Source organism: uncultured Cardiobacterium sp. (assembly GCF_938028185.1).
Lineage (GTDB): Bacteria > Pseudomonadota > Gammaproteobacteria > Cardiobacteriales > Cardiobacteriaceae > Cardiobacterium.
On sequence record NZ_CALJAH010000080.1, the window covers coordinates 1 to 23360 of the forward strand.

Here is a 23360-nt window from a genome sequence, read left to right on the forward strand (position 1 = left end):
GAGGTACGGGCGCAGGCGGGCGGCGGCACGCGCCAGCGCCGCCAGGTCGCCGCCGGGACTTTTGACGAGGAGGTAGAAGGGGATGTCGTGGTCGCTGATGAGGCGGGTGTTGAGGGAGGGGTCTGCAACGCGGGCGGCGAGTGCGGCGAGGGTGTCGCGGCTGGTGGCGGCCAAGCGATGGCTGCGCGCGAGCCAGTCGCGGTCGGGTGTGCCGTCGGGGCTGAGGATGATGCCGCCGTGGTTGATGATGGCGTGGTCGGCGAAGGGGAGGGCGACGCGGCGGTAGGCGTCGTGGTTGCGCGCGGTGGTGGGGATGATGCGGGCGTGCGCCTGCCAGTGCGCGAGCAGGGTTTGTTGTACGGGCGAGGTGTATGAAACCGGGCTGCCGTCGCGCAGATACGCGACGGGGATATGCGCGTCGCCGGGCGGTGCTTTGCGGCCGCTGGTAAAGAGGGTGTCGTCAAGGTCGGCAAAGAGGAGGATTTGCATGGGGTTTTTTGTCGGGGAAGCGGATGGGATTTACGGGGAGGGCATGATGTGGCGGAAGATTGGGGGCGGTTTGTTATTCGTTTGGGTGTAGTCGCTGCGCGGTTCATTTGCTGCCCCACCCCGGCCCTTCCCCGCGGGGGAGGGAGCCGTTCTGCGAATGCCCACAGAACGGAATTGCCAACAGCCCCGGGCCATTCATGTCCGGGCTGTGGTTGCCGGGCGTTATGGTTGTGTCAGTTGCACCAGTTGCGCCCCCAATGCGACGGCGGTGTCGCGCAGGGCGGGGTTTGCCGGGTGTTCGTGGCAGATGTGGATGTGGTCGTAGTCGTGTGCGGGCGGCAGGTTGTAGAGGTAGTAGGGCACGCCCGCGTCGTAGGGGTCGGCAAAGTCGCGTTTGTGGGTGAGTGCGCCCCAGATGTGTGCCGGGGAGCGGGTGCTGGATTGCAGCCATACTTGCGCGCCGCTGTACTGTGCCAGTTCGCGTGCATAGACGGCGGGCGGGTGGATGTATTCGCCGGTGCCGAGGACGAGGACGCGCGCGTCCGCCCGGATGCTGTGCCGCGCCAGGAGTGCTTTTGGCAATTGCAGCGCGTGGCGGATGCCGAGGCGGCCGTGGCCGCTGTCGGCAATGGTGATGACGCGTTCGGCGGTGGCGGGCAGTGCGGGCGGGGTGCATTGGGCGTGGTAGTGCCAACTGCCGCGCAGCAGGCAGTGGCGCGGGATGTTATCGGCGGTGGCCGGGCTGAAGTCGGTGAGGCAGAGCCAGTGTGTGTGTTGCAGGGCGGGCAGGTGCGGCGCCAGCGCGGCGGCGAGGGCGCGGAAGGTGTCGCCGGTGGAGAGTTCGTCGTCGATGAGAACGAGGCTGCGCGCGGCGTGGAAGCGGCGGCGGTTTTCGGCGTCATCCGGCAGGTGCAGCCATTGTTGGCTGGCGTGGCTGTGGCTTTCGGCAAAGGGTAGGGTTTCCGCCCCGGCGACGCGCAGGCGGCTGGTGTGCAGGTAGAGTGCCTCGCTCTGCGGCGCGCGCGCAAGCCACGCCTCAAACACGCCTTGTGCCAGCGCGGTTGCCGTCTCCGCCATGCCGATGAACAGTACCGGCGCGGGCAGGTCGTCGGGCAGTTTGGCGGCGAGTGCCTGGTGGATGCGGGCGAGGGTCGCAGTCGCCACCGGCCAGTGTTTGCCGAGGACTTTGCTGACGAAGAGGAAGGCGCGGCGCGGGTTGGCGCGGGCGCCTATGGCAAAGAGTTCGTCGGGCGGCAGGTCGGTGCGGTCAATGGTGAGGGTCAGGCGGCCATCGGGCAGGTCGTGAACGTGGGTCATGGCGGGGCAGGGCAGGGCGGCAATCGGGCGGGCATTATATCGGTAGCGCCAGGGCAAAACTGCTACAATCGCCCCGCTTTCCGCACCTGTAATTCATCCTGAAATCAAAGGAGTACTTATGGCAGTCAATCTGCAAAAAGGCCAGAAAATCTCTCTGGAAAAAGAAGCGGGCGGCGCGCTCACCAGCGTCGTCATGGGGCTTGGCTGGGACGTCGCCAAAAAGAAAGGGCTGTTCGGCTTTGGCGGTGGCAACCAGTCCATCGACCTGGATGCCTCCTGTTTTATGTTTGACGACAACAACCAGCCGGTTGACCTCGTGTACTTCGGCCACCTGCGCAGCAATGACGGCTCCATCCAGCACAGTGGCGACAACCTCACCGGCGAGGGCGACGGCGACGACGAGCAAATCGCGGTCAACCTGGCGCGGGTACCGGCGCAGGTCAAGTCGCTGGTATTCACCGTCAACAACTTCACCGGGCAGAATTTCAGCCAGGTGGAAAACGCCTACTGCCGCCTCGTGGACGGCCAAAGCGGCAAGGAAATCGCCCGCTACGACCTCTCCGCCCAGGGCAAACACACCGCGCAGGTGATGGCAAAACTCTACCGCCACAACGGCGAATGGAAAATGCACGCCATCGGCGAAAACGGCCAGGGCAGAACCGCCGACGAACTGCTGCCGCTGATCGCCCCGCACCTCTGACCCGCCCCGGCAGTCCCGCACGGACTGCCTTTTACCTTAGAACCTGTTTAGTGTCTCTGGCACGGACGCCGCCGACACATCTTGACCACACGGCTGCGTTGCGAAACTTGGCAATAGTCCCGCTATTACCTGCGTTTCGCGCCTTGCCGTGCAGCCAGTCTGTATCAGCGGACGCCTCGCGCAGAAACGCTAAACAGGTTCTTACAAAACCAAGGAAAACCCCATGCGACGCCTCCCCGTTTACCTCCTCGTTGATACCTCCGGCTCGATGCACGGCGAAGCCATCGAAGCCGTGCGCAACGGCCTGCAAGTCATGCTCTCCGCGCTGATGCAAGACCCTTACGCGCTCGAAACCGCTTACCTCTCCGTCATCGCCTTCGACAGCAGCGCGCGCCAGCTCACCCCGCTGACCGAACTCACCAGCTTCCAGTTGCCCAACCTGCAAGCCAACGGCATGACCGCGATGGGCGAAGCGCTCAGCCTGCTCGCCGACTGCATCCAGCGCGAAGTCGTCAAAGGCAGCGCCGAACAAAAAGGCGACTGGAAGCCGGTCGTCTTCCTCCTCACCGACGGCGCGCCGACCGACGACCTCGACCGCGGCATCAACGCCATCCGCCAAGTCAAAACCGGTACCTTTGTCGCCTGCGCCGCCGGTCCCGGCGCCGACACCGGCACGCTGAAACGCATCACCGAAACCGTCGTCTCGCTCGACACCGCCGACTCCAGCACCCTCAAGAGCTTCTTCAAATGGGTCTCCGCCTCCATCTCCGTCTCCAGCCAAAAAATCGAAAGCGGCAAAGAAGTCAGCGGACTGGACGAACTGCCGCCGCCGCCGCCCGAACTCAACATCGTGCTGTAAACCATGGCCATCACCCTGCAAAAAGGCCAGGGCGTCAGCCTGCGCAAAGAATCCGGCTACGACCTCTCGCGCCTGACCGTCGGCCTCGGCTGGGACATCGCGCCGAGCACGCCCGCCTATGACCTCGATGCCGTTGCCTTTCTGCTGGATGGCGACGGCAAGGTGCGTAACCTCGGCAAACTTGGCGCGAATGGCCGACCGACGCTGGAAGGCGGCGACGTCGTCTTCTACAAATCGCTCGTCCACCCCAGCGGCAAAGTGCGCCTCTCCGGCGACAACCAGAGTGGCAGCACGAGCGGCGACGCCGAACAAATCGAAGTCGCGCTGGACACCCTGCCCGACGCCTACCGGCAAATCATCTTTGCCGTTGCCATCTACAAAGGCCACGAACGCAAACAGAGCTTCGCCGGGGTGCGCCGCGCCCACATCCGCGCGGTCGATGGCAAAGGCCAGGAAATCTGCCGCTACGACATCGGCAGCGACCCGGCAAACCACGCCTGTGCCATGACCTTCGCCAGCGTGGTGCGCGGCGCGGGCGGCTGGAACTTCAACGCCATCGGCGAATTTCACGACACTGACCGCTTCATCGACCTGCTCAAGCGCTATTTGCCGTATTGAACCATACCGCCCGTTCAAAACCGCAGGGTGGGATTGCCCCACCCAGCAATCTGACAACGGAAGAATCCCATGCTAACTATCGAATTACCCATCGAACTCGAAAATCGCCTGGACGCGCTTGCCCAGGCGACCGGACGAAGCAAAAGTGATTATATTACCGAGGCTATTCTTGAATATTTGGAAGACCTTGCCGATCTGCACCTTGCCGAACAGCGGCTGCGCGATATCCAAAACGGCAAAAGCAAAACGGTTCCCCTGGAAGAAGTCTTGAAGCGTTATGGCATGGAAAATTGAATTTTCCGATAGTGCCGAACGCGAACTGGACAAACTTGACCCGCAAATCTCCAGACGCATCCTTGAATACCTGCAACAACGCCTCGCCAAACTGGATAACCCGCGCAACCTTGGGGCTGCATTGAAAGGCAGTAAACTGGGTATGTTCTGGAAATACCGCGTTGGCGACTACCGCATTATTGCCAGCATAGAGGACAAAATTATGCGCATTCTTGTCGTGCGTATCGATAACCGGCGTGATGTATAGCCATCCACCGAAAGTTTCAGACAAGGCGCGTCGCCGAAGACAGTACGCGGTTGTACGGCGAGACGACGCAACACCGTATGAGGCTTTCGGTGGATGGCTATATATCGCAAATAACCTCGTAAACCTGCCATAAGGAAACCCCATGACCCGACGCCTCCTCACCTACATCTGCATTGACACCTCCGGCTCCATGCGCGGCGAGCCCATCGAAGCCGTCAATACCGGGCTGCAAGCGCTGCTCGCATCATTACGGCAAAACCCCTACGCGCTGGAAAGCGTCCACCTCACCATCACCACCTTCGACTCGCAGATTAAGGACGTGCTGCCGCTGACGCCGCTGGAGCAGGTCGTATTGCCGGAAATCGTCTGCCCGGACAGCGGCGCGACCTTCCTCGGCGCGGCACTCGAACACATCGCCCACGCCGTACAACGCGACCGCATCACCAGCAGCGGCGAACAAAAAGGCGATTGGCGCCCCATCCTTATTATCCTCACCGACGGCAAACCGACCGACCTGCTCGCCTACAGCGAGGCCATCCCGCTCATCAAAAGCCTCGGCTTCGGCAACATCGTCGCCTGCGCCGCCGGGCCGAAGGCGGACGCCTCCTACCTCAAACAACTCACCGACACCGTCGCCTCGCTCGATACCATGGATGCCAGCGCCTTCGCCCAATTCTTCCAATGGGTTTCGGCAGCAGTTGCCAGCAGCAGCGTCAGCGTGGGTTCGCCCGGCGCGAGCAACGACCTGCCACCGCCGCCACCGGAAATCAACATCGTGCTGTAACCCCCAAAAAATCGCCGCCGGAAGCGTCCTGCGGCGGTTTTTTCTGCTAGAGGGTGTTTGCAATTTGAAAAATCCCCCTCCCCTGCAGGGCGAAGCCCGCAGCGGAGGTGAGCGATACAGCTCATGAACTGAAATTGCTGTTTTTCAATGGTTTTGCTGCCCTCACCCCAGCCCTCTCTCTTGCTTCGCAAGCAATGCTTGTCCCACAGGGAAAGGGGGTTTTCCCAGACTCCAAACAGGTTCTAAAAAGAGTAGGCGGTCATGGCGGTCACATTATGAGTTTTTCGTCGCAAATCCTGCCGCGAGACGGGCGATGATTGCCGCAGCGCTGCCGGGGCGGGCAAGCGGCGCGTTTTGTCCGGCCCAGAAGGGCGAGTATCCGTAGTTGCCCGCGCTTTCGGCGGCGCTTTTCAGGCGGAAGGCGGCAGCACCGGCGAGCGGGAAGGGCAGGGCGGCGGGGTGTATTGCCCCCAGTTTGCGCATGAGGTCATTGACGATGCCGCGCGCGCAGCCGCCGCTGAAGAGGTTGGTCAGCGCGGTGGTTTCGCCACGCGCGTCTTGCAGGGCGGCGCGGTGTGCCGCGCTGGTAGTGGCTTCGTCGGCGAGGAGGAAAGCGCTGCCAACCTGTACCGCGTCCGCGCCAAGCGCCATCGCCGCGCGCACTGTCGCTGCATCGCTGATGCCGCCTGCTGCGACAAGCGGCAGGGATACGGCGCGGCGGATGTTCGGCAGGAGCGCAAACAGCCCGCTTTGTCCGTCCGGGTCATGGTTGAGAAACCAGCCGCGGTGCCCGCCCGCTTCCAGTCCCTGGGCGATGATGCCGTCCGCGCCGTGTTCTGCCAGCCAGCGCGCTTCGGCAACGCTGGTGGCGCTGGAAAGGATTTTTGCACCCGTTGCCTTGACCGCCGCCAATAGTGGCGCTTCCGGCAGGCCAAAATGGAAGCTGACCACCGGCGGGCGGTGTTTCTGCACCACGGCAAGGGCTGTCACATCAAAGGGTTGGCGGACAGGGTCAGCGGGAATGTCGGCAGGTGTCAGGCCGAATTTGGCGAGATGCGGTGCGAGCAGGTCAAGCCAGGTTTTGCGCTGCGCCTCATTCACGGCAGGCGGCCGATGCGCGAAGAAATTGACGTTATACGGCGCATCGCCGACGGCAGCACGGATGGTGGTGAGCGCCGCATCAAGCTGTTCCGGGCGGTACATCGCGCAGGGGAGTGAACCGAGCGCGCCCGCATTACAGGCGGCAATGGTCAGCGCCTCGTTTTGTACGCCAAGCATCGGTGCCTGGATGAGCGGGTATGTCAGGCGGGAGAGGAGGTGTTGCATGGGGTGGCTCCGGTTGGGAAAACAGCGTTGCGGTGGGTGCTGGTTGCCGTGCAACTATGGGGTCAGGCGGCTGCCGGGCAGCGGCAGGGTGATGGTTGGCGCGGGCGTGTCCGCTTTTTCCGGATGCAGGCTGAAGCTGATGCCGTTGCGGTCGCGGGTATAGCCGGGCGGTAGCGGCGCTTCGGGATGGTTCAGGAGTTCAAAGGCGCGCAGGTAGCGGTTGGCATTGAGCAGGCGAGCCTGGTAATTCGACCAGTCTGGCCCTTCCATTTTGCACACGGGGTTGAGCAGTGAGCAGTATTTTTTCCGCTGCTCCGGTGCGGGCACACGCACTTCGTCGTGGGCAACGGCAGCGAGGATTTCCGGCAGGCAATAGCGGCTGTTTTTATAGAGCCATTGCGCTTCGACTTGGTGCATAAAGATGAAATAAATGGTTTTTTCGGCATCGCTGGCGTTCGGATCGGCGGCAATTTTGGCGTCATCCGCATGAGTGCTTTCGCTACCACCAAGCCATTCGCCATACATCAGCGGGCAAAGGGCGAGGGTTTCGGCAGGCTGCACTTGCAAGGCGTTGCAGTCGGCGGGCAGCGGCGTTTCCGGTGGCAATTCGGCGCGCATTTGTGCAAGCAAGGCGATATTGCGCTCCACCAGCGCAATGCCAACCATACTTTGTAGCATCAGCCCGTGGCTTTGGATGAAGCGCAGGCCGAGTTTGGCATCGCGACAGGCTCCATGCTGTGCCGCGTCGCGTTCACCGGCAGCGAAGCGGTAGGCGTGCAGGGTGTTTTCCAGTACCAGCGGGCGAAAGGGAGGCCAGTTGTCGCCATATTGTCCCGGCTGCGGCCGGAAGTAGTCGTATTGGCGCAGGCGGTTGATGGTGTCGCCTTGCTGCTGCCATTGTGTGCGGGTTTCTGGCGTGGTGTTTTGCCAGGCGGCGAGATGCTCTCGTGCAAGCGTAAGGCAATCGGCGGTCTCGCGCCTGCATTCCGGCAGGTCTTTTGGCCAGTCTTTGCCCGCATTCATGGGCAGATCAAACAGCGCCGCATAACCGTTTTCGCCGCTAACCGCCGGGCGTGCCTGTTCCAGTTGGGCAATGAGTGTCGGGTCGGGCGGGAGGTTGGGATAAGTGAGCACAGCGAGATAGGCCGCGCCAATGGTTTGATAAAGAAGGTCAAAGGTGAGCATAACGGCCTCGCTTTAGCGATTGAGACGGCTGCCCGGTAGCGGCAGGGTGATGGTTTGCGCGGGCGCGTCCGCTTTTTCCGGATGCAGGCTGAAGGTGAGCCCGTTGCCATCGCGGCTATAACCGGGAGGTAGCGGTGCGCCGGGGTGTTGCAGTAGTTCAAAGGCGCGCAGGTAGCGGTTGGCATTGAGCAGGCGGGCTTGGTAGTTACGATAAGTTTCAGCGAAGTTGGCTTGCGCGACCCGGCAAAGGATATTGAGCGGCGAGCAGTAGCGTGGCCAGTCATCTGCCACGGGGGTAGCAGCTTCATCGCGGGCGACCGCGGCGATGATTTCCGGTGCACAGTATTTGCGGCTTTCATACAGGCGCTGTCTGTCCGTCTGGTTTTTCATGATGGCGAACATTTTCTCGAGCAGGGCTTTTCCTTGGAGTTTTTCTGAATCGGGGGTGTGCAACCGGTTTGTCACATCGCTCATGGTTAGCCATTCGCTGTACATCAGCGGGCAGAGGGCGATGGTTTCCGCAGGTTGTGACCGCAGTGCATCGCAATCGGCGGGCAGCGGGTGATTCGGCGGCAATTCGGCGCGCATCCGCGCCAGCAGGTCAATATCACGTCTGAGTAGCCGGGCAGCAACTATGCTTTCCAGCAGTGAGCCGTGACTGTCGAGCATACGCAAGGCAAGGTTGGCATCGCGGCAGGTGCTTGGCAGCGCCTGCTCCCGCTCGCCCGCTGCAAAGCGGTAGGCGTGCAGGTCTTGTTGCATGAAAAGTAACTGATAAGGCGGTGTGGGGCTGTCTATCGCCAGTTGTTCCGCCGACGGACGGAAGTAGCTGTAACGCCGCAGGTTTTCCACCGCCTGTTCTTGCGCCTGCCACGTTTGCTGTATTTGCAGCGCGACTTCACGGTAAGTGGCGAGGTGTTCGCGGGCGAAGGCGAGGCAATCACGCGGTGTATCGGGTTTGCACCGCGGCAATTCCTCTGGCCAGTCTTTGTTTGTCAGCGGCAATTTGTGCAACGCTGCATAACCGTTTTCGCCGTCCACCGCAGGACGCACCTGCTCCAGCTCGGTGATTTGCGTCGGGTCGGGTTCAGTCGTGCCGGGGTAAGACAAGACGGTGATGTAAACCGCTGTAAAGAGGTTTTTCAGCGCGGTGTAGGGGAGCATCGTGGATTCCTGTAATAGCGGATAAAAATTATCGCCATGGGCATTGCTGCGCATGGCGATGGTTTTGGGTGCGGGCGGCGGGGTTAGTGTTTCGCGCGGCGGATGGCGGCGAGCTGCGCCATGGTTTGTGCCAGTTCTGCCTGCGCGCGTGCCAGTTCCAGTTTGGTGCTGGATTTGTCGCGCATTTTTTCTTCGGCGCGGCGGCGTGCTTCGCGTACCCGTTCTTCATCGAGGTGTTCGGCACGTTCGGCATCGTCGGCGAGGATGATGGTCTGTTCGTGCTGGACTTCGATGAAGCCGCCAGAGATGTAGATGACTTCTTCTTTGCCGCCTTCTTGTGTCAGGCGCACTTGTCCTGCCTTGAGGACGGCCAAGAGCGGCGCGTGTCCCGCGAGGATGCCCAGTTCGCCGTGGTCGGCGGTAGCAACGATGCGCTCCGCCTCGCCGCTAAAGAGTTGGCGGTCGGCGCTGACCATGTTGACGTGAAAGGTGTTCGCCATCGTGTTCCCCCTGCGGGTTTATTTGACGGTTTCGGCTTTCGCCAGCACTTCGTCAATGGTGCCAACCATGTAGAAGGCCTGTTCCGGGATGTGGTCGTATTCGCCATCAACGATGCCCTTGAAGCCACGGATGGTTTCTTTGAGCGGCACATATTTGCCCGCTGAGCCGGTGAAGACTTCGGCGACGAAGAAGGGTTGCGAGAGGAAGCGCTGGATTTTACGCGCGCGGTACACGACCTGTTTGTCTTCTTCGGAGAGTTCGTCCATCCCCAAAATGGCGATGATGTCGCGCAGCTCCTTGTAGCGTTGCAGCACGCCCTGTACGCGGCGGGCGGTTTCGTAATGTTCGTCGCCGATAACGAGCGGATCAAGCTGGCGCGAGGTGGAGTCGAGCGGATCCACTGCCGGATAGATACCGAGTTCGGCAATCTGGCGCGACAAGACGACGGTTGCATCCAAGTGAGCGAAGGTGGTTGCCGGTGAGGGGTCGGTCAAGTCGTCCGCCGGAACGTACACTGCCTGGATGGAGGTGATGGAGCCGGTTTTGGTCGAGGTGATGCGTTCTTGTAGTTTGCCCATTTCTTCGGCAAGGGTCGGTTGGTAGCCTACCGCTGACGGCATCCGCCCCAACAGCGCAGAGACTTCGGTACCGGCCAGGGTGTAGCGGTAGATGTTATCGACGAAGAAGAGGACATCGCGACCTTCGTCACGGAAGTATTCGGCCATGGTGAGTCCGGTCAGGGCGACGCGGAAGCGGTTGCCCGCCGGTTCGTTCATTTGCCCATAGACCAGTGATACTTTGTCAAGGACGTTGGACTCTTTCATTTCGTAGTAGAAGTCGTTGCCTTCGCGCGTCCGTTCACCGACCCCGGCGAAGACGGAGTAACCGCTGTGCTCAATGGCGATGTTACGGATGAGTTCCATCATGTTGACGGTTTTGCCGACACCGGCACCGCCGAAGAGTCCGACTTTACCGCCTTTGGCAAACGGGCAGAGCAGGTCAATCACCTTGATGCCGGTTTCAAGCAGCTCAGTGGAGTTGGCAAGGTCATCGTAGGCGGGTGCCTGGCGGTGGATGCCCCAATAGGCTTCCGCGTCAATTTTCGGGCCGTGGTCAATTTCTTCGCCCAGCACGTTCATGATGCGTCCCAGTGTCGCCTTGCCAACCGGTACGGTAATCGGCTTGCCGGTGTTTTTGACGTCCATGCCGCGCACCAAGCCTTCGGAGGAACCCATGGTGATGGTGCGCACGACGCCGTCGCCAAGTTGTTGCTGGACTTCAAAGACGGTGCCGCCTTGTTCGGCTACCAGTGCGTCGTTGATTTTCGGCACTGCGTCTTCGGGGAATTCGATATCGACGACCGCGCCGATGACCTGAACTATTTTACCGGTACTCATCTTTACCTCTTTTCAATTCAATCCGTTTTCGTCAGACGGCGGCTGCGCCGCTGACGATTTCCGTCAATTCTTGCGTAATTGCTGCCTGACGGGCTTTGTTGTATTGCAATTCAAGCTCGCCAATCAGGTTGGCGGCGTTATCCGATGCGTTTTTCATCGCAATCATCCGTGCTGACATTTCGCAGGCGATGTTTTCCGCGACCGACTGTTTGACCAGCGATTCGAGATAGCGTACCGCCAGTTTGTCGAGTATCTGCTCGGCATCGGGTTCGTATTCGTATGTCCAGGCGTGATCGGGCGCGTAATGGTCGTCGCTGATGATGGTGGCAGGCAGAAACTGCATGATCATCGGTTCTTGCGTCATGGTGTTGACGAAACGGTTGCCAACGAGATAGACCCGGTCGAGTTCGCCACTGCGGTAGGCATCTATCATTGCGCCAATGCCGCCAATGAGGTCGCGCAGGGCAGGGTTGTCGCCGTAAGCATCAACGGTAGTGATGATGTTGCCGTTGATGCGGTTGACGAAGGCGATGCCTTTGCGTCCAAAGACGCTGAATTGCAGTTCGCGACCCTGTTTGCTTTGTTCTTCAACGTGCGCCAGCAGTTTTTTGAACAGGTTGATATTCAGACCACCGCAAAGACCGCGGTCGGTACTGACGACGATATAGCCGACTTTTTTTACCGGTTTGTCGCTTTCGCTGAAGAAGGGATGGGCGACTTCGGCACGGGTTTTCAGCAGGTGGGCGATGACGCGCAGGATGTTATCAACATAGGGCCGTCCTTCCAGCATGGCATCTTGTGAGCGTCGCATTTTTGAGGCCGCCACCATTTGCATGGCTTTGGTGATTTTCTGCGTGCTTTTGATGCTTTTTATCTGCGAGCGGATGTCCTTGGCATTAGACATGGCGGTTTCCTCACCAGGCGCCTTTTTCTTTGAAGGCGTTCAGGGCTGAGGCCAAACCTTGCTGGATTTCGTCGTCGTAAACGCCACGGCTGTTGATGGTATCCATCAGCGGCTGGTGGTCGCTGTGCATATATTGCAGCAGCGCCTGTTCGTAAGCCTGGATTTTTTCAACCGGGATTTCGTCAAGATAGCCGTTTTCTGCGGCGAAGAGCGAGACTGCCATTTCGGCAACGCTCATCGGGTTGAACTGGCGCTGTTTCATCAGTTCGGTCACGCGCTGTCCGCGTTCAAGCTGTTTGCGCGTAGCTTCGTCAAGGTCGGAGGCAAACTGGGCAAATGCTGCCAGTTCGCGGTATTGCGCCAGTGCCAAACGCACGCCGCCGCCGAGTTTTTTGATGACTTTGGTTTGTGCCGCACCGCCGACGCGCGAAACGGAGAGACCGGAGTTAATGGCCGGACGGATACCTGCGTTGAACAGGTCGGTTTCGAGGAAGATTTGTCCGTCAGTAATGGAGATGACGTTGGTCGGAACGAAAGCGGAGACGTCCCCTGCCTGGGTTTCGATAATCGGCAGGGCGGTGAGCGAGCCGGTGGTGCCTTTTACGGCGCCGTTAGTGAGACGCTCGACTTCTTCAGCATTGATACGGGCGGCGCGTTCCAGCAGGCGGGAATGGAGGTAGAAGACGTCGCCCGGATAGGCTTCGCGTCCTGGTGGGCGTTTCAGCAGCAGCGAGATTTGGCGGTATGCCCACGCCTGTTTGGTGAGGTCGTCATAAACGATGAGTGCGTCTTCACCGCGGTCGCGGAAGTATTCGCCCATGGCGCAACCTGCGTAAGGGGCGATGTATTGCATCGCGGCGGAATCGGAGGCGGTCGCAGCGACGATGATGGTGTGTTTGAGAGCGTCGTGTTCTTCCAGTTTGCGCACCACGGCGGCGATGGAAGAGGCTTTTTGGCCGATGGCGACGTAGATACACTTCACCCCGGTGTCGCGCTGGTTGATGATGGCATCTACGGCGATGGCGGTTTTCCCAGTTTGGCGGTCGCCGATGATGAGTTCGCGCTGGCCTCGACCAATCGGCACCATTGAGTCAATGGATTTGAGACCGGTTTGCAGCGGCTGGTCAACGGATTGGCGTTCGATAATGCCGGGAGCGATTTTTTCGATGGGCGAGGTTTCGCTGGTTTTGATGTCGCCTTTGCCGTCTATTGGCTGTCCGAGGGCATTGACGACACGACCAAGCAGTTCACGCCCGATCGGGACTTCAAGGATACGTCCGGTACAGGTGACTTTGTCTCCTTCAGAGAGGTGGTCGTATTCACCGAGGATAACGACGCCGACGCTGTCACGTTCGAGGTTGAGCGCAAGGCCATAAACGCCGCCGGGGAAGGCGATCATTTCCCCAAGCATCGCCTGCCGCAATCCCTGGATGCGGGCGACACCGTCGTAAAGACTGATAATCGTGCCTTCGGCTTTGCTTTCGACCTTGTTGTCGTAATCGGCTATTTTTTCCTGGATAAAGCCGCTGATTTCAGCAGGATTGAGTTGCATGATTCGTTTCCCTTAGTCATCGAGTTTCTGGGCGAATTCGGCGATTCTGCCCTTCAGCGTCTGGTCAATTACCAGTCCGTCGTATTCCAGCACTACCCCGGCGAGCAGGGCGGGGTCTTCATGGATTTCCAGCACGACTTCGCGCCCCGTCTTTTTCTGCATCAGGCGACGCAGGTTGTTTTCGTCAGCAGACGAGAGCGGCTTGGCGCTGGTGATACGCACCATGCAGGTGTCGCTTTGTGCGTAGAGCAGTTCGTCATAGACGTCAGCAATGTCTGGCAACACCGCGATGCGGTCGTGTTCTTCCAAGAGGCGCAACAGGTTGTGCTCTTCGTTGTTGATGCCCTGTTTGCGCTGTTTTTTTAGCAGTTGTTCCAACCAGCCTTGCATTTGCGTGAGAAATCCGGGCAGTGCGAGGTGTTCCGGGACTTCCGGCGCCTGCATGATGGCTTTGGCGGTGTGCAGGAACTGTTGCCAGTGTTGCTGCGCCTTGCCATCTTTCGCGTTGGCGAGGATGGCTTTGGCGTAGGGACGGGCGATGGTTTTTGACTCGGCCATGATTTACAGTTTCTCGCTCAGTTCGTTCAGCAGGCGCTTGTGGTCATCGGCTTTGACTTCGCGGCCAATGACTTTTTCTGCTCCCTGAACGACCAGATCGGCGATCTGGCTGCGCAGGGTTTCGCGCGCCTTGCGTTTTTCCTGTTCGAAGTTGTCGCGTACTGCCGCAATTTCGCGTTCACCGGCAGTTTTGGCTTCCACGCGGGCATCCACAACGAGTTGTTCGGCCTGTTTTTGTGCGCGCCCGACGATTTCAGTTGCCTGGGTTTTGGCCTGGGCGATGATGCGGGCGGTTTCTTCTTGTGCATCCGCGATGCTGTGCTTGGCCTTGTCTGCCATGCTCAGCCCTTCGGCGATTTTCTGGCGGCGTGCTTCTGCCACTTGCGAGAACAGCGGCCAGATGTATTTGTGGGTGAACCACCACAATACGAGGAATGTTCCGATCTGGCCAATCAGCGTCAGATTGAGATTCATAGTGACACCTTCGGCGGGTTCGCCGTGATTAGCCGTTCAGTGCGTTCAGCATCGGGTTGCCAAATACCATGATCAGGGCGATAACCACGCCAATCATGGCGACGGCATCAAGCAGACCGACGATAATGAAGAATTTGCCGAGGAGCGGGTTCATCATTTCCGGCTGACGGGCGCTGCTTTCGATGTATTTGCCACCGAGCAGGCCGAAACCGAGCGCCGTACCCAGCGCGGCAAGGCCGAGGATGATTGCGGCGGCAATCGCGGTGGAGCCTTGCAGTTGGGCAATGGCAGCTAATTTTTCCATGGGAACCTCCAGATTAAGTTAAAGGAAAAAGCGGGTATTTAGTGGTGCGGCTCGGTGGTCGAGAGGTAGACAACAGACAGCACCATGATGATATAGGCCTGAAGCGAGACGATCAGGATGTGGAAGATGGCCCATGCGCCGCCCGGTATGAACTGGAAGAACCACGGCAGGAAGGCAATCAGGATGAAGACGAGTTCCCCGGCAAAGAGGTTGCCGAAAAGACGCAGCGAGAGCGAGATCATTTTGGCGAAGTCTTCGATGAGTTTCAGCGCCAAGTTGATGGGGTAGAACAGGATTTTGCCGATGAGGGATTCGGATTCAAACGGGTGGTTGCCCATGGCCTTGATGAAGCCGAACGGGCTGTTGTTTTTCAGCAGATAGATGTAGGTGAGGGCAATGATGGTGATGGAGATGGCAAAGGTGGCATTGGCATCGGTTGAGGGGACGATTTTCAGGTGATGAATGCCAAACTGGGCGGCAACGCCAGGCATGAAATCAACCGGGATCATGTCCATCACGTTCCAGAAAAATACCCAACAGAAGATGGTGAGCGCCAGCGAGCCGATGTCGGCGCGTGATTTGCCGAAGAAGTCCTTGACGACGCCATCCACGAAGTCAAAGGCCATTTCGGCGACGTTGACGGCAAAGGAAGGCGGTTCGTTGTTTTCGAGGTGTTGCAGGGCGCGCAGTCCCATTTTGCGCATCCACCAGCAGAACAGGCTGCCGAGCAGGATGGAAAAGAAGAGGGTGTCAATATGCAAAGACCAGAAACCTTCACCAATGCTGAGATTGGTCATGTGGTGGTTAATGATTTCTGCCGCATTTTGTTCTGCCATACGTTCCTCTTAGCGTTTCAGTAGTGCCCAGAAATAGGCGGTGCAGGTTACTGCGAAGCCGATCAGGATGCCCAGCGGGTTGCCGTGCCGGATGAACCAGGCGCCCAAAATCAGCACGGTGAGCCATTTCAGGATTTCTGCAAGGCGGACGGCGCGGACAAATTGTCTTGCCGGTAATACTTGCGGTAATCGTCTGAATATCAGCATGGCCAGTACGGTGGGCAACAGGCAAAGCAATCCGCCCATGAGGACGGAGATACTGGTGTCGCGCCACGGACTTGCCCATGTGCAAAGTGTTATAACAGTCAGGATAACACTTTGTGTTTTCAGCAGATATTGCAGGGTTTCCTTCATTTGTGGTGCGCGGGATTATAAGAGCTTGACCGGGAGGGGTCAATAAAAATCCATATTCCGTTAATTTATCCAAAAATTTTATTTCTTTTGGCACTTTTGGCAAATGCGGCGGTTCAGGTTTCGGGTTTGAAGCCCCATTTGGCGAGGATGCCGTCCAGTTCGTCGAGGTTGTTGTATTTGAGGACGACGCGGCCACGGCCTTTGCCGTTGTCGCGGATGGCGACGGGGTAGCCAAGGTAGCTGCCGAGGCGTTCTTCCAGCGCGTCAATGTTGATGTCGCGCGGCGGCGGGGGAGCGGTCTGGTCAGGCGATTGCTGGATTTGTTTGACCCGTGCTTCTATCTGGCGCACGCTGTATTTGCGCGCCAGCGTCTCGGCGAGCAGGGTTTTCTGCTGGCTCTCACTCAGGGTGAGCATGGCGCGCGCGTGTCCCATTTCGATGTCGCCGCTGTAGAGCGCGTCTTTGACCGGCTGGCTCAGTTCGAGCAGGCGCAGGATGTTGGTCACGGAGGAGCGGGAACGGCCAACGAGTTGTGCCGCTTTTTCGTGGGTGAGGTTGAAGTCTTGTACCAGTTGTTGCAGGGCGCTGGCGACTTCGAGGATGTTGAGGTCGCTGCGTTGCAGGTTTTCGATGAGGGCGACGGCGAGCGCCTGCTGGTCGTTGTAGTTTTTGACGACGCAGGGGATTTTCGTCAGCCCCGCAATCTTGCTGGCACGGAAGCGGCGTTCGCCGGCGATGATTTCGTACTGGCCGTCGGCGATAGGGCGGACGACCAGCGGTTGCAGGATGCCGTGTTCGGCGATGGATTGCGCCAGCTCTTGCAGGGTGTCGTCGTGGAAGACTTTGCGCGGCTGGTAGATGCCGGGGCGGATTTTGGCGGCGTCGATTTGTTTCAGCGCTTCAAATTCGGGCTGGGCAATGACGTCGCGCGCCGCTTCGCCGAGCAGTGATTCAAAGCCGCGTCCGAGGCCGCCGCGTTTGGTTTTCAGCATTTTGGTCTCTCCTTGTTATTGCCCCAGGCGCTGTTTCAGCTCTGCGGCGATTTCGCGGTAGGCGACAGCGCCTTTGGCGGTGCTGTCGTACTGGACGATGGGCAGGCCGTAGCTGGGCGCTTCGGCGAGGCGGACGTTGCGCGGTACGACGGTGGTGAACATCAGTCCTTTCAGATAGGCTTCGAGGCTGTCCGACACTTCGCGGGTGAGACGCGAGCGGGCATCGAACATGGTTCGGATGAATCCGGCGACGCGCAGGTCGGGGTTGACGGTCTGGCGCAACTGGCCGACGGTATCGAGCAGGGCGCTGACGCCTTCGAGGGCGAAGTATTCGCACTGGATGGGGACGAGGACGTAGTTGGCGGCGACGAGCGCGTTGACGGTGAGCAGGTTGAGCGTTGGCGGGCAGTCAATCAGCACCCAGTCGAAGCGCTCCGCCCAGCCGTGGATGTGTTTTTTCAAGAGCGCGTGGCGCATATTTTCCTGAAAGAGCGCTTCGTCCGAGCCGGTGAGGTCGGCATTGGCGGGCATCAGCCAGATGTGCGAGTTTTCGCAATAGATACAGGTATCTTCGACGCTGCGCGTGCCGAGCATGACGTCCATCACGCCGTGCTCAACGCTGCGCCGCTCCACCCCGCAGGCGACGGTCGCGTTCGCTTGCGGGTCCATGTCTATCAGCAGCACGTCGGCACCGCTTTCGGCGAGGACGGCGGCGAGGCTGACGGCGGTCGTCGTTTTGCCGACGCCGCCTTTCTGGTTGGTGATGGCGATGATGTGGCTCATGCGCGCTCCCGGCGGATGTCCAGCAGGGTGCGTTCGCCATCCAGCAGCGGCACGGTGAGCGGATAAACCGCATGGATGGCGAAACCAGGGACGGCCAGCGTCTCCGCTTCGCGTCCTTTCATCAGCAGCCAGCGGCTGTTGTCGTCGCCCAAATGCGCGGTCAAGGCGACAAAGCGATCGGCGGCGGCGAGTGCGCGGCTGATAATCACCGCTTGCGGCGGCGCCTGCCAGTCTTCGACCCGTTGCGCCACCACTTGTACATTGGCGAGCGCCAACACGCGCACCGCTTCGCGGATGAACGCCGCTTTTTTGCCGTTGCTTTCCAGCGCGGTCACGGCCAGCGCGGGCTGCATGATGGCGAGCAGCAGCGCGGGCAACCCGGCACCGCTGCCGATGTCAGCCAGCGTCGCCGCGTCCTTTATATAAGGCAGCACGGCGAGGCAATCGAGGATGTGGCGCGGGATTTGTTCTTCCACGTCGCGCACGGCGGTGAGGTTATGCACCTGGTTCCATTTGTTGAGCAGGTTCAGATAGGTGGCGAACTGCGCCCGCTGCGCCGCAGCAACGGCGAACGGCAGCGCATTCAGTCCGCGCTCCAGTTTTTCCTGCGCCCCGGCTGGCAGCATCAAGCCACCTGCGCGCGGAAGTATTCAAGCAACAGACCGACCGGACGCCCGGTGCCGCCTTTCGGCGCGCTGCTCTTGAAGGCGCTGCCGGCGATGTCCAGATGCGCCCAGGGGTAATCGACAAATTCGGAGAGATAGGCGGCAGCCGTCACCGCGCCCGCGTCGCGCACGCCGGAAATGTTGGGAATGTCGGCGAACGGACTGCGCAGCATCTCGCGGTATTCCGGGTCAAGCGGCATCCGCCAGGCGGGATCGCGCGCCACCTCGCCCGCGCGCAGCAGCGCCTCGGCAAGCGCGTCGTCATTGCTGAAAAGACCGCTGCGCACGCCGCCCAGGGCGACAACAATCGCGCCGGTGAGCGTCGCCATGTCAATCACCGCCTGCGGCTGGTAGCGCGTGGCGTAGGTGAGCGCGTCGCAGAGAATGAGGCGGCCTTCGGCGTCGGTGTTCAGCACCTCGACCGTCTTGCCCGACATCGTCTTCAGAATGTCGCCGGGGCGGATGGCATTGCCGTCCGGCATATTTTCGACCGAGGCGACGAGGCCGACCAGATACAGCGGCAGTTGCGCCTCGCATACTGCTTTCACCGCGCCGAACACCGCCGCCGCGCCGCCCATGTCGCCCTTCATCTCGTCCATCGCCCCGGCGGGTTTGATGGAAATGCCGCCGGTGTCAAAGGTCACGCCCTTGCCGACCAGCACCTGCGGTTTCGCATTCACCGCGTTTTCCGGGCGGTATTCAAAAATAATGAAGCGCGGCTCATTGACGCTGCCCTGCGCCACGCCGAGCAGCGCGCCCATGCCGAGCGCTTCAATGTCCTTTTTCTTCAATACCTTGACGGTGAGCGCGTCATAATCCTTGGCCATCGCCTTTGCCTGCTCGCCGAGCCAGACAGGGACGCAAACATTCGGCGGCGTATTGACCAAATCGCGGGTGAGCGTACTGCCCGCCGCCCAGGCACGCGCCAAATCGAGCGCCGCCTGCGCCGCTTTCTTCTCCGCCTTGTCGCAGACGAAAACCCACTCATGCTTGCGCGCCTTGCCCGCATTGCTCTTGAAAGCATCGAAGCGGTAGGCATCGTGCGCGGCGGCGCGCGCCATCAGCGCGATGGCATCGACGCCGCTGCCGAGCAACAGCGCGACCTTCGTCCAGCCGGACTCGTCCGCCAACTGCTGCACCGTCGCCGTCGCCCGTTGCAGCGCGCGGTCATCGTCATCGCGGCATAACACCGCCACGCGCGGCGCGGTCAGCCCCGGCACATCGACAAACAGACGCAGCGCGCCTTTCGGCGGCAAATTCCCTTTCTCCGCCTGCGCCGTAAAAAACCCGCCGGACGCCGCATCCAGCACGGCGAGTGCAGGCGAAAAACCGCCATCGGCTGCCAGCGACACCGCGACCACTTCGGCGGCGACCTCAGCCGGCGAACACGCCTTCAAAGAAAATTTCATAAAGCACACTCCAATCAGTTAAGCTGCGCAGCCAATAAAAAAACAGGCAATGCGCCCGTAAAAAACGGCGCTAGCATAGCACAAACTCACCCCGCCCATGCCCATCCTCTACCGCTACATCATCCGCGAAACGCTCGCCGTTTTCCTTGCTACCAACCTGATATTGCTGACAATCCTCTTGAGCTTCCGCCTCTCCTCGCTGCTCGCGGCGGCGGCGGCGGGCAACATGGCACTCTCGGCGGTGTGGATGCTCATCGGCCTGCAAGCGGTGCGCTTCCTCGTGATATTGATGCCGCTCGCCTTCGTCCTCGCCGCCGTAATGACCCTCGGCCGCCTCTACCGCGACCACGAAATCAGCGCCGCGCTCGCCTGCGGCATCGCCCCGCGCCACCAGACCCGCGCCCTGCTCACCTGCGCCGTTCCTGTCGTCCTGCTGCTGCTGGCGCTCAGCATGAGCATCCTGCCGCGCGTTTACCGCAGCCAGGACACCCTGCGCCAACAGGCACAACAAGAAGCGGGCATGATCCTCTTCACCCCCAACACCTTCCGCCGCCTTGACGACGGCACCGTCGTCCATACCGGCGCCATCGAAGGCGGCCAACTGCGCGACTTCCTCATCGCCCGCGACGAGCCCGACGGCGGCCACAGCCTCATCCTCGCCGACTACGGCGAAATGCAGGGCGACGAACAACAGCGCCACCTGCTGCTGCACCACGGCCGCCGCCTCGCCTGGAACGCCAACCACGACCCGGCACACACCACCCTCTTCACCTACCAAAACGCCGACCTGCGCCTGCCCGGCGCCAACACCCTCGCCGCGAATGACAACCGCCTGCGCAACCTCGCCACCAGCGAACTCGGCACCAGCCCCGAACACCTCAGCGAATGGCAAAGCCGCAGCAACCCGGCGATAGCGCTACTCATCTACGCCCTCGCCCTGCCGCTGCTCGCGCGCAGCCAGCCGCGCCAGGGGCGCTACCAAAAAATCGTCCCCGCCTTCATCGCCTTCGCCCTCTACATCAACCTGCTCGACCTCATCACCATCGCCATCCGCAAACACCAAATCCCGCCGCTGCCCGGCAGCTACTGGCTGCACGGCGCCGTCCTCGCCACCATTCTCGCCCTGTGGCAGAGAAACCGGAGCCGCGCATGACCCGCTTCGACCGCTACCTGCTGCGCACCATCACCGCCACCAGCCTGATTGCGCTCGCCTTCCTCCTCGCCGTCGATTACATCGTACAAATCTCGGTCGATGCCGACGACCTCGGCCAGGGCAGCTACACCCTCGCTGTGCTGCTGCTGCAACTGCTGCTCGTCCTGCCGCAAAAACTGCTGCTCTACGCCCCCGCCGCCATCCTCGTCGGCACCATCATGGGGCTCGGCCAACTCTCCGCGCAGAACGAAATCGCCGTCGTCCGCGCCGCCGGCATCTCGCGCCTGCGCCTCGCCCGCGCCGGCATCGCCTTCGCCCTCATCGTCGGCGTGCTGAACATCGTCAACGGTGAAACCCTCGCGCCCCAACTCGCCGACCGCAGCCGCCTGCTGCGCAGCCAGGCGCTGGGCGAACCCGCCGACACCGGCCCGGCACAAGGCATCTGGCTCAAACAACAAAACACCATCATTCACATCGGCGCGCTCAACGCCGACGGCAGCCTTGCCCGCCTGCGCAGCTACCAGAGCGACGCCGGGTACATCACCATCCGGGAAGCCGACCGCGCCACCTGGGACGCGCCCGACTGGCAACTGGAAAACCCGCGCGGCTGGCGCACCAGCGCGGACAAAACCGAAAGCACCGCCGCGCCCGCGCGCTGGCAAAACGGCGCAACCCCGCAGGCGCTGCACGCACTCGCCGCCATCAACAGCGCCGAAACCCTGCGCGAACTCTACACCCTGACCCGCTTCATGGCGGCGAACGGCCTCAACCACGAACACGAAAGCCTCAAACTGTGGCAACGGCTGCTGACCCCGCTCACCACGGCGGCAATGGTACTGCTGGCACTACCGTTTGCCTTTGGCAATAATCGCAGCGGCCAACAGGGTACCCGCCTCGTCACCGGCATCCTGCTCGGTGTCGCCTACTACGTCATAAGCGGCGTCATCGCCAACCTCGCCCTGCTGCTGCACTGGCCGCCGCTGCTCGGCGCGGCGCTGCCCATCCTCATCTTCACCATTCCGCCGCTCATCCTGCTGGTGCGGCAGTAGCGCCGTAAACGCAGCCCCAATCGCCGTATTTCCCTACCGTGGGTCAAGCGCCCCGCATGGCACGGGCATTGCTTGCGCAGAGAACAAGTACAGGTCGGGCATCAAGCCCAATCTGTACCGCATCAACATCAAATCGTAAATACGCCCTAGATGTAGGCGCTTCCCCCAGGCGCCAACCCCGCGCCCATAAACCGACGAGGTTGCCATGCTCGCCTTTACCCTCTTCTATCAATTGTCCGCCATAGTCTTCTTCTCCGTCCTTACCTACCCCAATCTCCCGCCCGACCCGGCACTCATCGCTCAACTGGAGCAGGCGCGCCCGGCGGTCAGCGGCCAAAATGGCTATGCGGCGTTACGCGCCATACCCCTGAAAGCAAGCGACAATTTGCCCAAAGACCTGCCCCGGTGCGGGCGTGATACCCCCGATTGCCTCGCCCAGGCGCGCGAACACCTCGCCGGGTGGCGGGCGATTGCACCGGCATGGCGCGAAACCTGGCAGATGCAGGACGCCATGCTGGACGCGCTGCGGCAATACGATTACTTCCGTCCGCTGCCGGAGCAGTACAACGGCAAGACATGGCCGACATTTGTGCTGCCCCTGCTAGGCACCAGCCTGAACGCCTACCGCTTCGCCGCTGGTGAGCACGACGCGGCACTGCATGGCGCCTGTCGCGATGCCAAACTCGGCCTGCGCTTCATCCAGAGCCACGGGCTGGTGCTGCAAAGTCTGGTTGGCATTGCGCTGGTGGAGCGCAATATCGCCTTGCTCGCGCAAATGCGGGCGGAACTGCCGCCGGATGCGCCATTGCCCGCCGACTGCGGCGCCTTGCAAGCGCAGCCCGCCGAAATCATCGCCCTTTGCCCGCTGATGTATGCCGACTGGCTGGGCTATAGCGAGGCGATGCGCGAGGCAGATGCTGAAGTCGCTACCAGCATGAAGGATGATGCAGAAAAATCCTTCTATTTCATTACAGAGCGGCAGATGCGCGCGCAAACCCTCTACGAAAACAGCCGCTATTGCGCGCCGGAAATCCTCGCTGCCATCGCCCGCGACGAAGTGCGCATACCCGCGCCGGAGCGCTGGCCGAAATACTGTTCGCCCATCAATACGCTTTGCCGTTTCGCCTGGCATGACCGTAGCAGAGACCAGGCAGGCCTGCTCAATGCCAATCGCTATCTGCGTGCCTTTGCGCTGTTGCGCCACCCGAACGCGCCGCTGCCGCCCGGCTATAGCCGCGATGGCGACACGCTCACCTTTACCCTGCACCCGGAACAACGCGACAAAAATATCGCCCGCACCGTTACCCTGCCGCTACCCGGCAGCCGCGTGCCGCAATGACAAGCGGCGGGCGGCTTATTCGCCCTAAGGGCTGTTTACAATTGAAAAATCCCCCTCCTCCGCAGGGCGAAACCCGCAGCGGGCGGGTTCCGTGCGTAGGGTGTGTG

The 23360-nt window shown here is 60.9% G+C and carries 26 protein-coding genes and 1 pseudogene; 9 read left to right on the plus strand and 18 right to left on the minus strand.

Going from position 1 to position 23360, the window contains the following annotated elements:
* Nucleotides 1-489, minus strand: a pseudogene (locus tag Q0349_RS02530) (hypothetical protein); the annotation flags it as partial.
* 222 nt (nucleotides 490-711) lie between these two features.
* Nucleotides 712-1806 (minus strand): phosphoribosyltransferase domain-containing protein, encoded by a 1095-nt coding sequence (locus Q0349_RS02535; RefSeq protein WP_298079305.1) that lies wholly within the window; start codon nucleotides 1804-1806, stop codon nucleotides 712-714.
* Between the two features lie 118 nt (nucleotides 1807-1924).
* On the opposite strand from Q0349_RS02535, the gene Q0349_RS02540 reads away from it, so the two are divergent.
* From Q0349_RS02540 to Q0349_RS02565, 6 genes are all read left to right on the plus strand, one after another.
* The gene (locus Q0349_RS02540; RefSeq protein WP_298079306.1) at nucleotides 1925-2506 is read left to right on the plus strand and encodes a TerD family protein; all 582 of its coding nucleotides are present in this window, start codon (nucleotides 1925-1927) and stop codon (nucleotides 2504-2506) included.
* Nucleotides 2507-2729: 223 nt separating this feature from the next.
* A complete protein-coding gene (locus Q0349_RS02545; RefSeq protein WP_298079307.1) occupies nucleotides 2730-3365 on the plus strand; it encodes a VWA domain-containing protein in 636 nt (211 codons plus the stop codon).
* A gap of 3 nt (nucleotides 3366-3368) precedes the next feature.
* Nucleotides 3369-3983 carry a TerD family protein gene (locus Q0349_RS02550; protein ID WP_298079308.1) on the plus strand — a complete coding sequence of 205 codons (615 nt, stop codon included), beginning with the start codon at nucleotides 3369-3371 and terminating at the stop codon, nucleotides 3981-3983.
* A 69-nt stretch (nucleotides 3984-4052) separates the two neighbouring features.
* Nucleotides 4053-4277: a DUF6290 family protein gene (locus Q0349_RS02555; RefSeq protein WP_298079309.1), complete on the plus strand. Its 225-nt coding sequence runs from the start codon at nucleotides 4053-4055 to the stop codon at nucleotides 4275-4277.
* A complete protein-coding gene (locus Q0349_RS02560; RefSeq protein ID WP_298079310.1) occupies nucleotides 4261-4524 on the plus strand; it encodes a type II toxin-antitoxin system RelE/ParE family toxin in 264 nt (87 codons plus the stop codon). Before Q0349_RS02555 ends, Q0349_RS02560 begins: the two co-directional genes overlap by 17 nt.
* A gap of 142 nt (nucleotides 4525-4666) precedes the next feature.
* Entirely contained in the window at nucleotides 4667-5308 is a 642-nt protein-coding gene (locus Q0349_RS02565; RefSeq protein ID WP_298079311.1) for a VWA domain-containing protein, read from the plus strand.
* Between the two features lie 273 nt (nucleotides 5309-5581).
* Here Q0349_RS02565 and Q0349_RS02570 read toward each other — a convergent pair whose 3' ends face one another.
* From Q0349_RS02570 to Q0349_RS02645, 16 genes are all read right to left on the minus strand, one after another.
* Nucleotides 5582-6634: a nitronate monooxygenase gene (locus Q0349_RS02570; RefSeq protein ID WP_298079312.1), complete on the minus strand. Its 1053-nt coding sequence runs from the start codon at nucleotides 6632-6634 to the stop codon at nucleotides 5582-5584.
* 54 nt (nucleotides 6635-6688) lie between these two features.
* The gene (locus Q0349_RS02575) at nucleotides 6689-7819 is read right to left on the minus strand and encodes a hypothetical protein (protein WP_298079313.1); all 1131 of its coding nucleotides are present in this window, start codon (nucleotides 7817-7819) and stop codon (nucleotides 6689-6691) included.
* A 12-nt stretch (nucleotides 7820-7831) separates the two neighbouring features.
* Nucleotides 7832-8983: a hypothetical protein gene (locus tag Q0349_RS02580; RefSeq protein WP_298079314.1), complete on the minus strand. Its 1152-nt coding sequence runs from the start codon at nucleotides 8981-8983 to the stop codon at nucleotides 7832-7834.
* 83 nt (nucleotides 8984-9066) lie between these two features.
* Nucleotides 9067-9483, minus strand: a complete 417-nt coding sequence (locus Q0349_RS02585; protein ID WP_298079315.1) for a F0F1 ATP synthase subunit epsilon — start codon at nucleotides 9481-9483, stop codon at nucleotides 9067-9069.
* Nucleotides 9484-9501: 18 nt separating this feature from the next.
* Nucleotides 9502-10881 (minus strand): F0F1 ATP synthase subunit beta, encoded by a 1380-nt coding sequence (gene atpD, locus Q0349_RS02590; protein ID WP_298079316.1) that lies wholly within the window; start codon nucleotides 10879-10881, stop codon nucleotides 9502-9504.
* Between the two features lie 31 nt (nucleotides 10882-10912).
* The gene (atpG, locus tag Q0349_RS02595) at nucleotides 10913-11785 is read right to left on the minus strand and encodes a F0F1 ATP synthase subunit gamma (RefSeq protein WP_298079317.1); all 873 of its coding nucleotides are present in this window, start codon (nucleotides 11783-11785) and stop codon (nucleotides 10913-10915) included.
* 10 nt (nucleotides 11786-11795) lie between these two features.
* A complete protein-coding gene (atpA, locus tag Q0349_RS02600) occupies nucleotides 11796-13337 on the minus strand; it encodes a F0F1 ATP synthase subunit alpha (protein ID WP_366916259.1) in 1542 nt (513 codons plus the stop codon).
* A 12-nt stretch (nucleotides 13338-13349) separates the two neighbouring features.
* On the minus strand, nucleotides 13350-13895 hold the full coding sequence (locus Q0349_RS02605) for a F0F1 ATP synthase subunit delta (RefSeq protein WP_298079318.1): 546 nt from the start codon (nucleotides 13893-13895) through the stop codon (nucleotides 13350-13352).
* Nucleotides 13896-13898: 3 nt separating this feature from the next.
* Nucleotides 13899-14369, minus strand: a complete 471-nt coding sequence (locus Q0349_RS02610) for a F0F1 ATP synthase subunit B (RefSeq protein WP_298079319.1) — start codon at nucleotides 14367-14369, stop codon at nucleotides 13899-13901.
* Between the two features lie 28 nt (nucleotides 14370-14397).
* Nucleotides 14398-14673 (minus strand): F0F1 ATP synthase subunit C, encoded by a 276-nt coding sequence (atpE, locus tag Q0349_RS02615; protein WP_366916260.1) that lies wholly within the window; start codon nucleotides 14671-14673, stop codon nucleotides 14398-14400.
* A gap of 38 nt (nucleotides 14674-14711) precedes the next feature.
* A complete protein-coding gene (locus Q0349_RS02620; RefSeq protein WP_298079320.1) occupies nucleotides 14712-15509 on the minus strand; it encodes a FoF1 ATP synthase subunit a in 798 nt (265 codons plus the stop codon).
* 9 nt (nucleotides 15510-15518) lie between these two features.
* Nucleotides 15519-15863, minus strand: coding sequence for an ATP synthase subunit I (locus tag Q0349_RS02625; RefSeq protein WP_298079321.1), 345 nt, complete (start codon nucleotides 15861-15863; stop codon nucleotides 15519-15521).
* A 113-nt stretch (nucleotides 15864-15976) separates the two neighbouring features.
* The gene (locus Q0349_RS02630) at nucleotides 15977-16855 is read right to left on the minus strand and encodes a ParB/RepB/Spo0J family partition protein (protein WP_298079322.1); all 879 of its coding nucleotides are present in this window, start codon (nucleotides 16853-16855) and stop codon (nucleotides 15977-15979) included.
* A gap of 15 nt (nucleotides 16856-16870) precedes the next feature.
* Nucleotides 16871-17638 (minus strand): ParA family protein, encoded by a 768-nt coding sequence (locus Q0349_RS02635; RefSeq protein WP_298079323.1) that lies wholly within the window; start codon nucleotides 17636-17638, stop codon nucleotides 16871-16873.
* Nucleotides 17635-18264 carry a 16S rRNA (guanine(527)-N(7))-methyltransferase RsmG gene (gene rsmG, locus Q0349_RS02640; protein ID WP_298079324.1) on the minus strand — a complete coding sequence of 210 codons (630 nt, stop codon included), beginning with the start codon at nucleotides 18262-18264 and terminating at the stop codon, nucleotides 17635-17637. The genes Q0349_RS02635 and rsmG overlap by 4 nt, the downstream gene beginning before the upstream one ends.
* Complete coding sequence (locus tag Q0349_RS02645) at nucleotides 18264-19712, minus strand: leucyl aminopeptidase (RefSeq protein ID WP_298079325.1); 1449 nt, start codon at nucleotides 19710-19712, stop codon at nucleotides 18264-18266. The genes rsmG and Q0349_RS02645 overlap by 1 nt, the downstream gene beginning before the upstream one ends.
* Before the next feature lie 97 nt (nucleotides 19713-19809).
* On the opposite strand from Q0349_RS02645, the gene lptF reads away from it, so the two are divergent.
* From lptF to Q0349_RS02660, 3 genes are all read left to right on the plus strand, one after another.
* Nucleotides 19810-20865, plus strand: coding sequence for an LPS export ABC transporter permease LptF (lptF, locus tag Q0349_RS02650; protein WP_298079326.1), 1056 nt, complete (start codon nucleotides 19810-19812; stop codon nucleotides 20863-20865).
* The gene (lptG, locus tag Q0349_RS02655; RefSeq protein WP_298079327.1) at nucleotides 20862-21914 is read left to right on the plus strand and encodes an LPS export ABC transporter permease LptG; all 1053 of its coding nucleotides are present in this window, start codon (nucleotides 20862-20864) and stop codon (nucleotides 21912-21914) included. The genes lptF and lptG overlap by 4 nt, the downstream gene beginning before the upstream one ends.
* Nucleotides 21915-22119: 205 nt before the next feature.
* Complete coding sequence (locus tag Q0349_RS02660) at nucleotides 22120-23253, plus strand: hypothetical protein (protein WP_298079328.1); 1134 nt, start codon at nucleotides 22120-22122, stop codon at nucleotides 23251-23253.
* The last annotated feature ends 107 nt before the right edge of the window (nucleotides 23254-23360 follow it).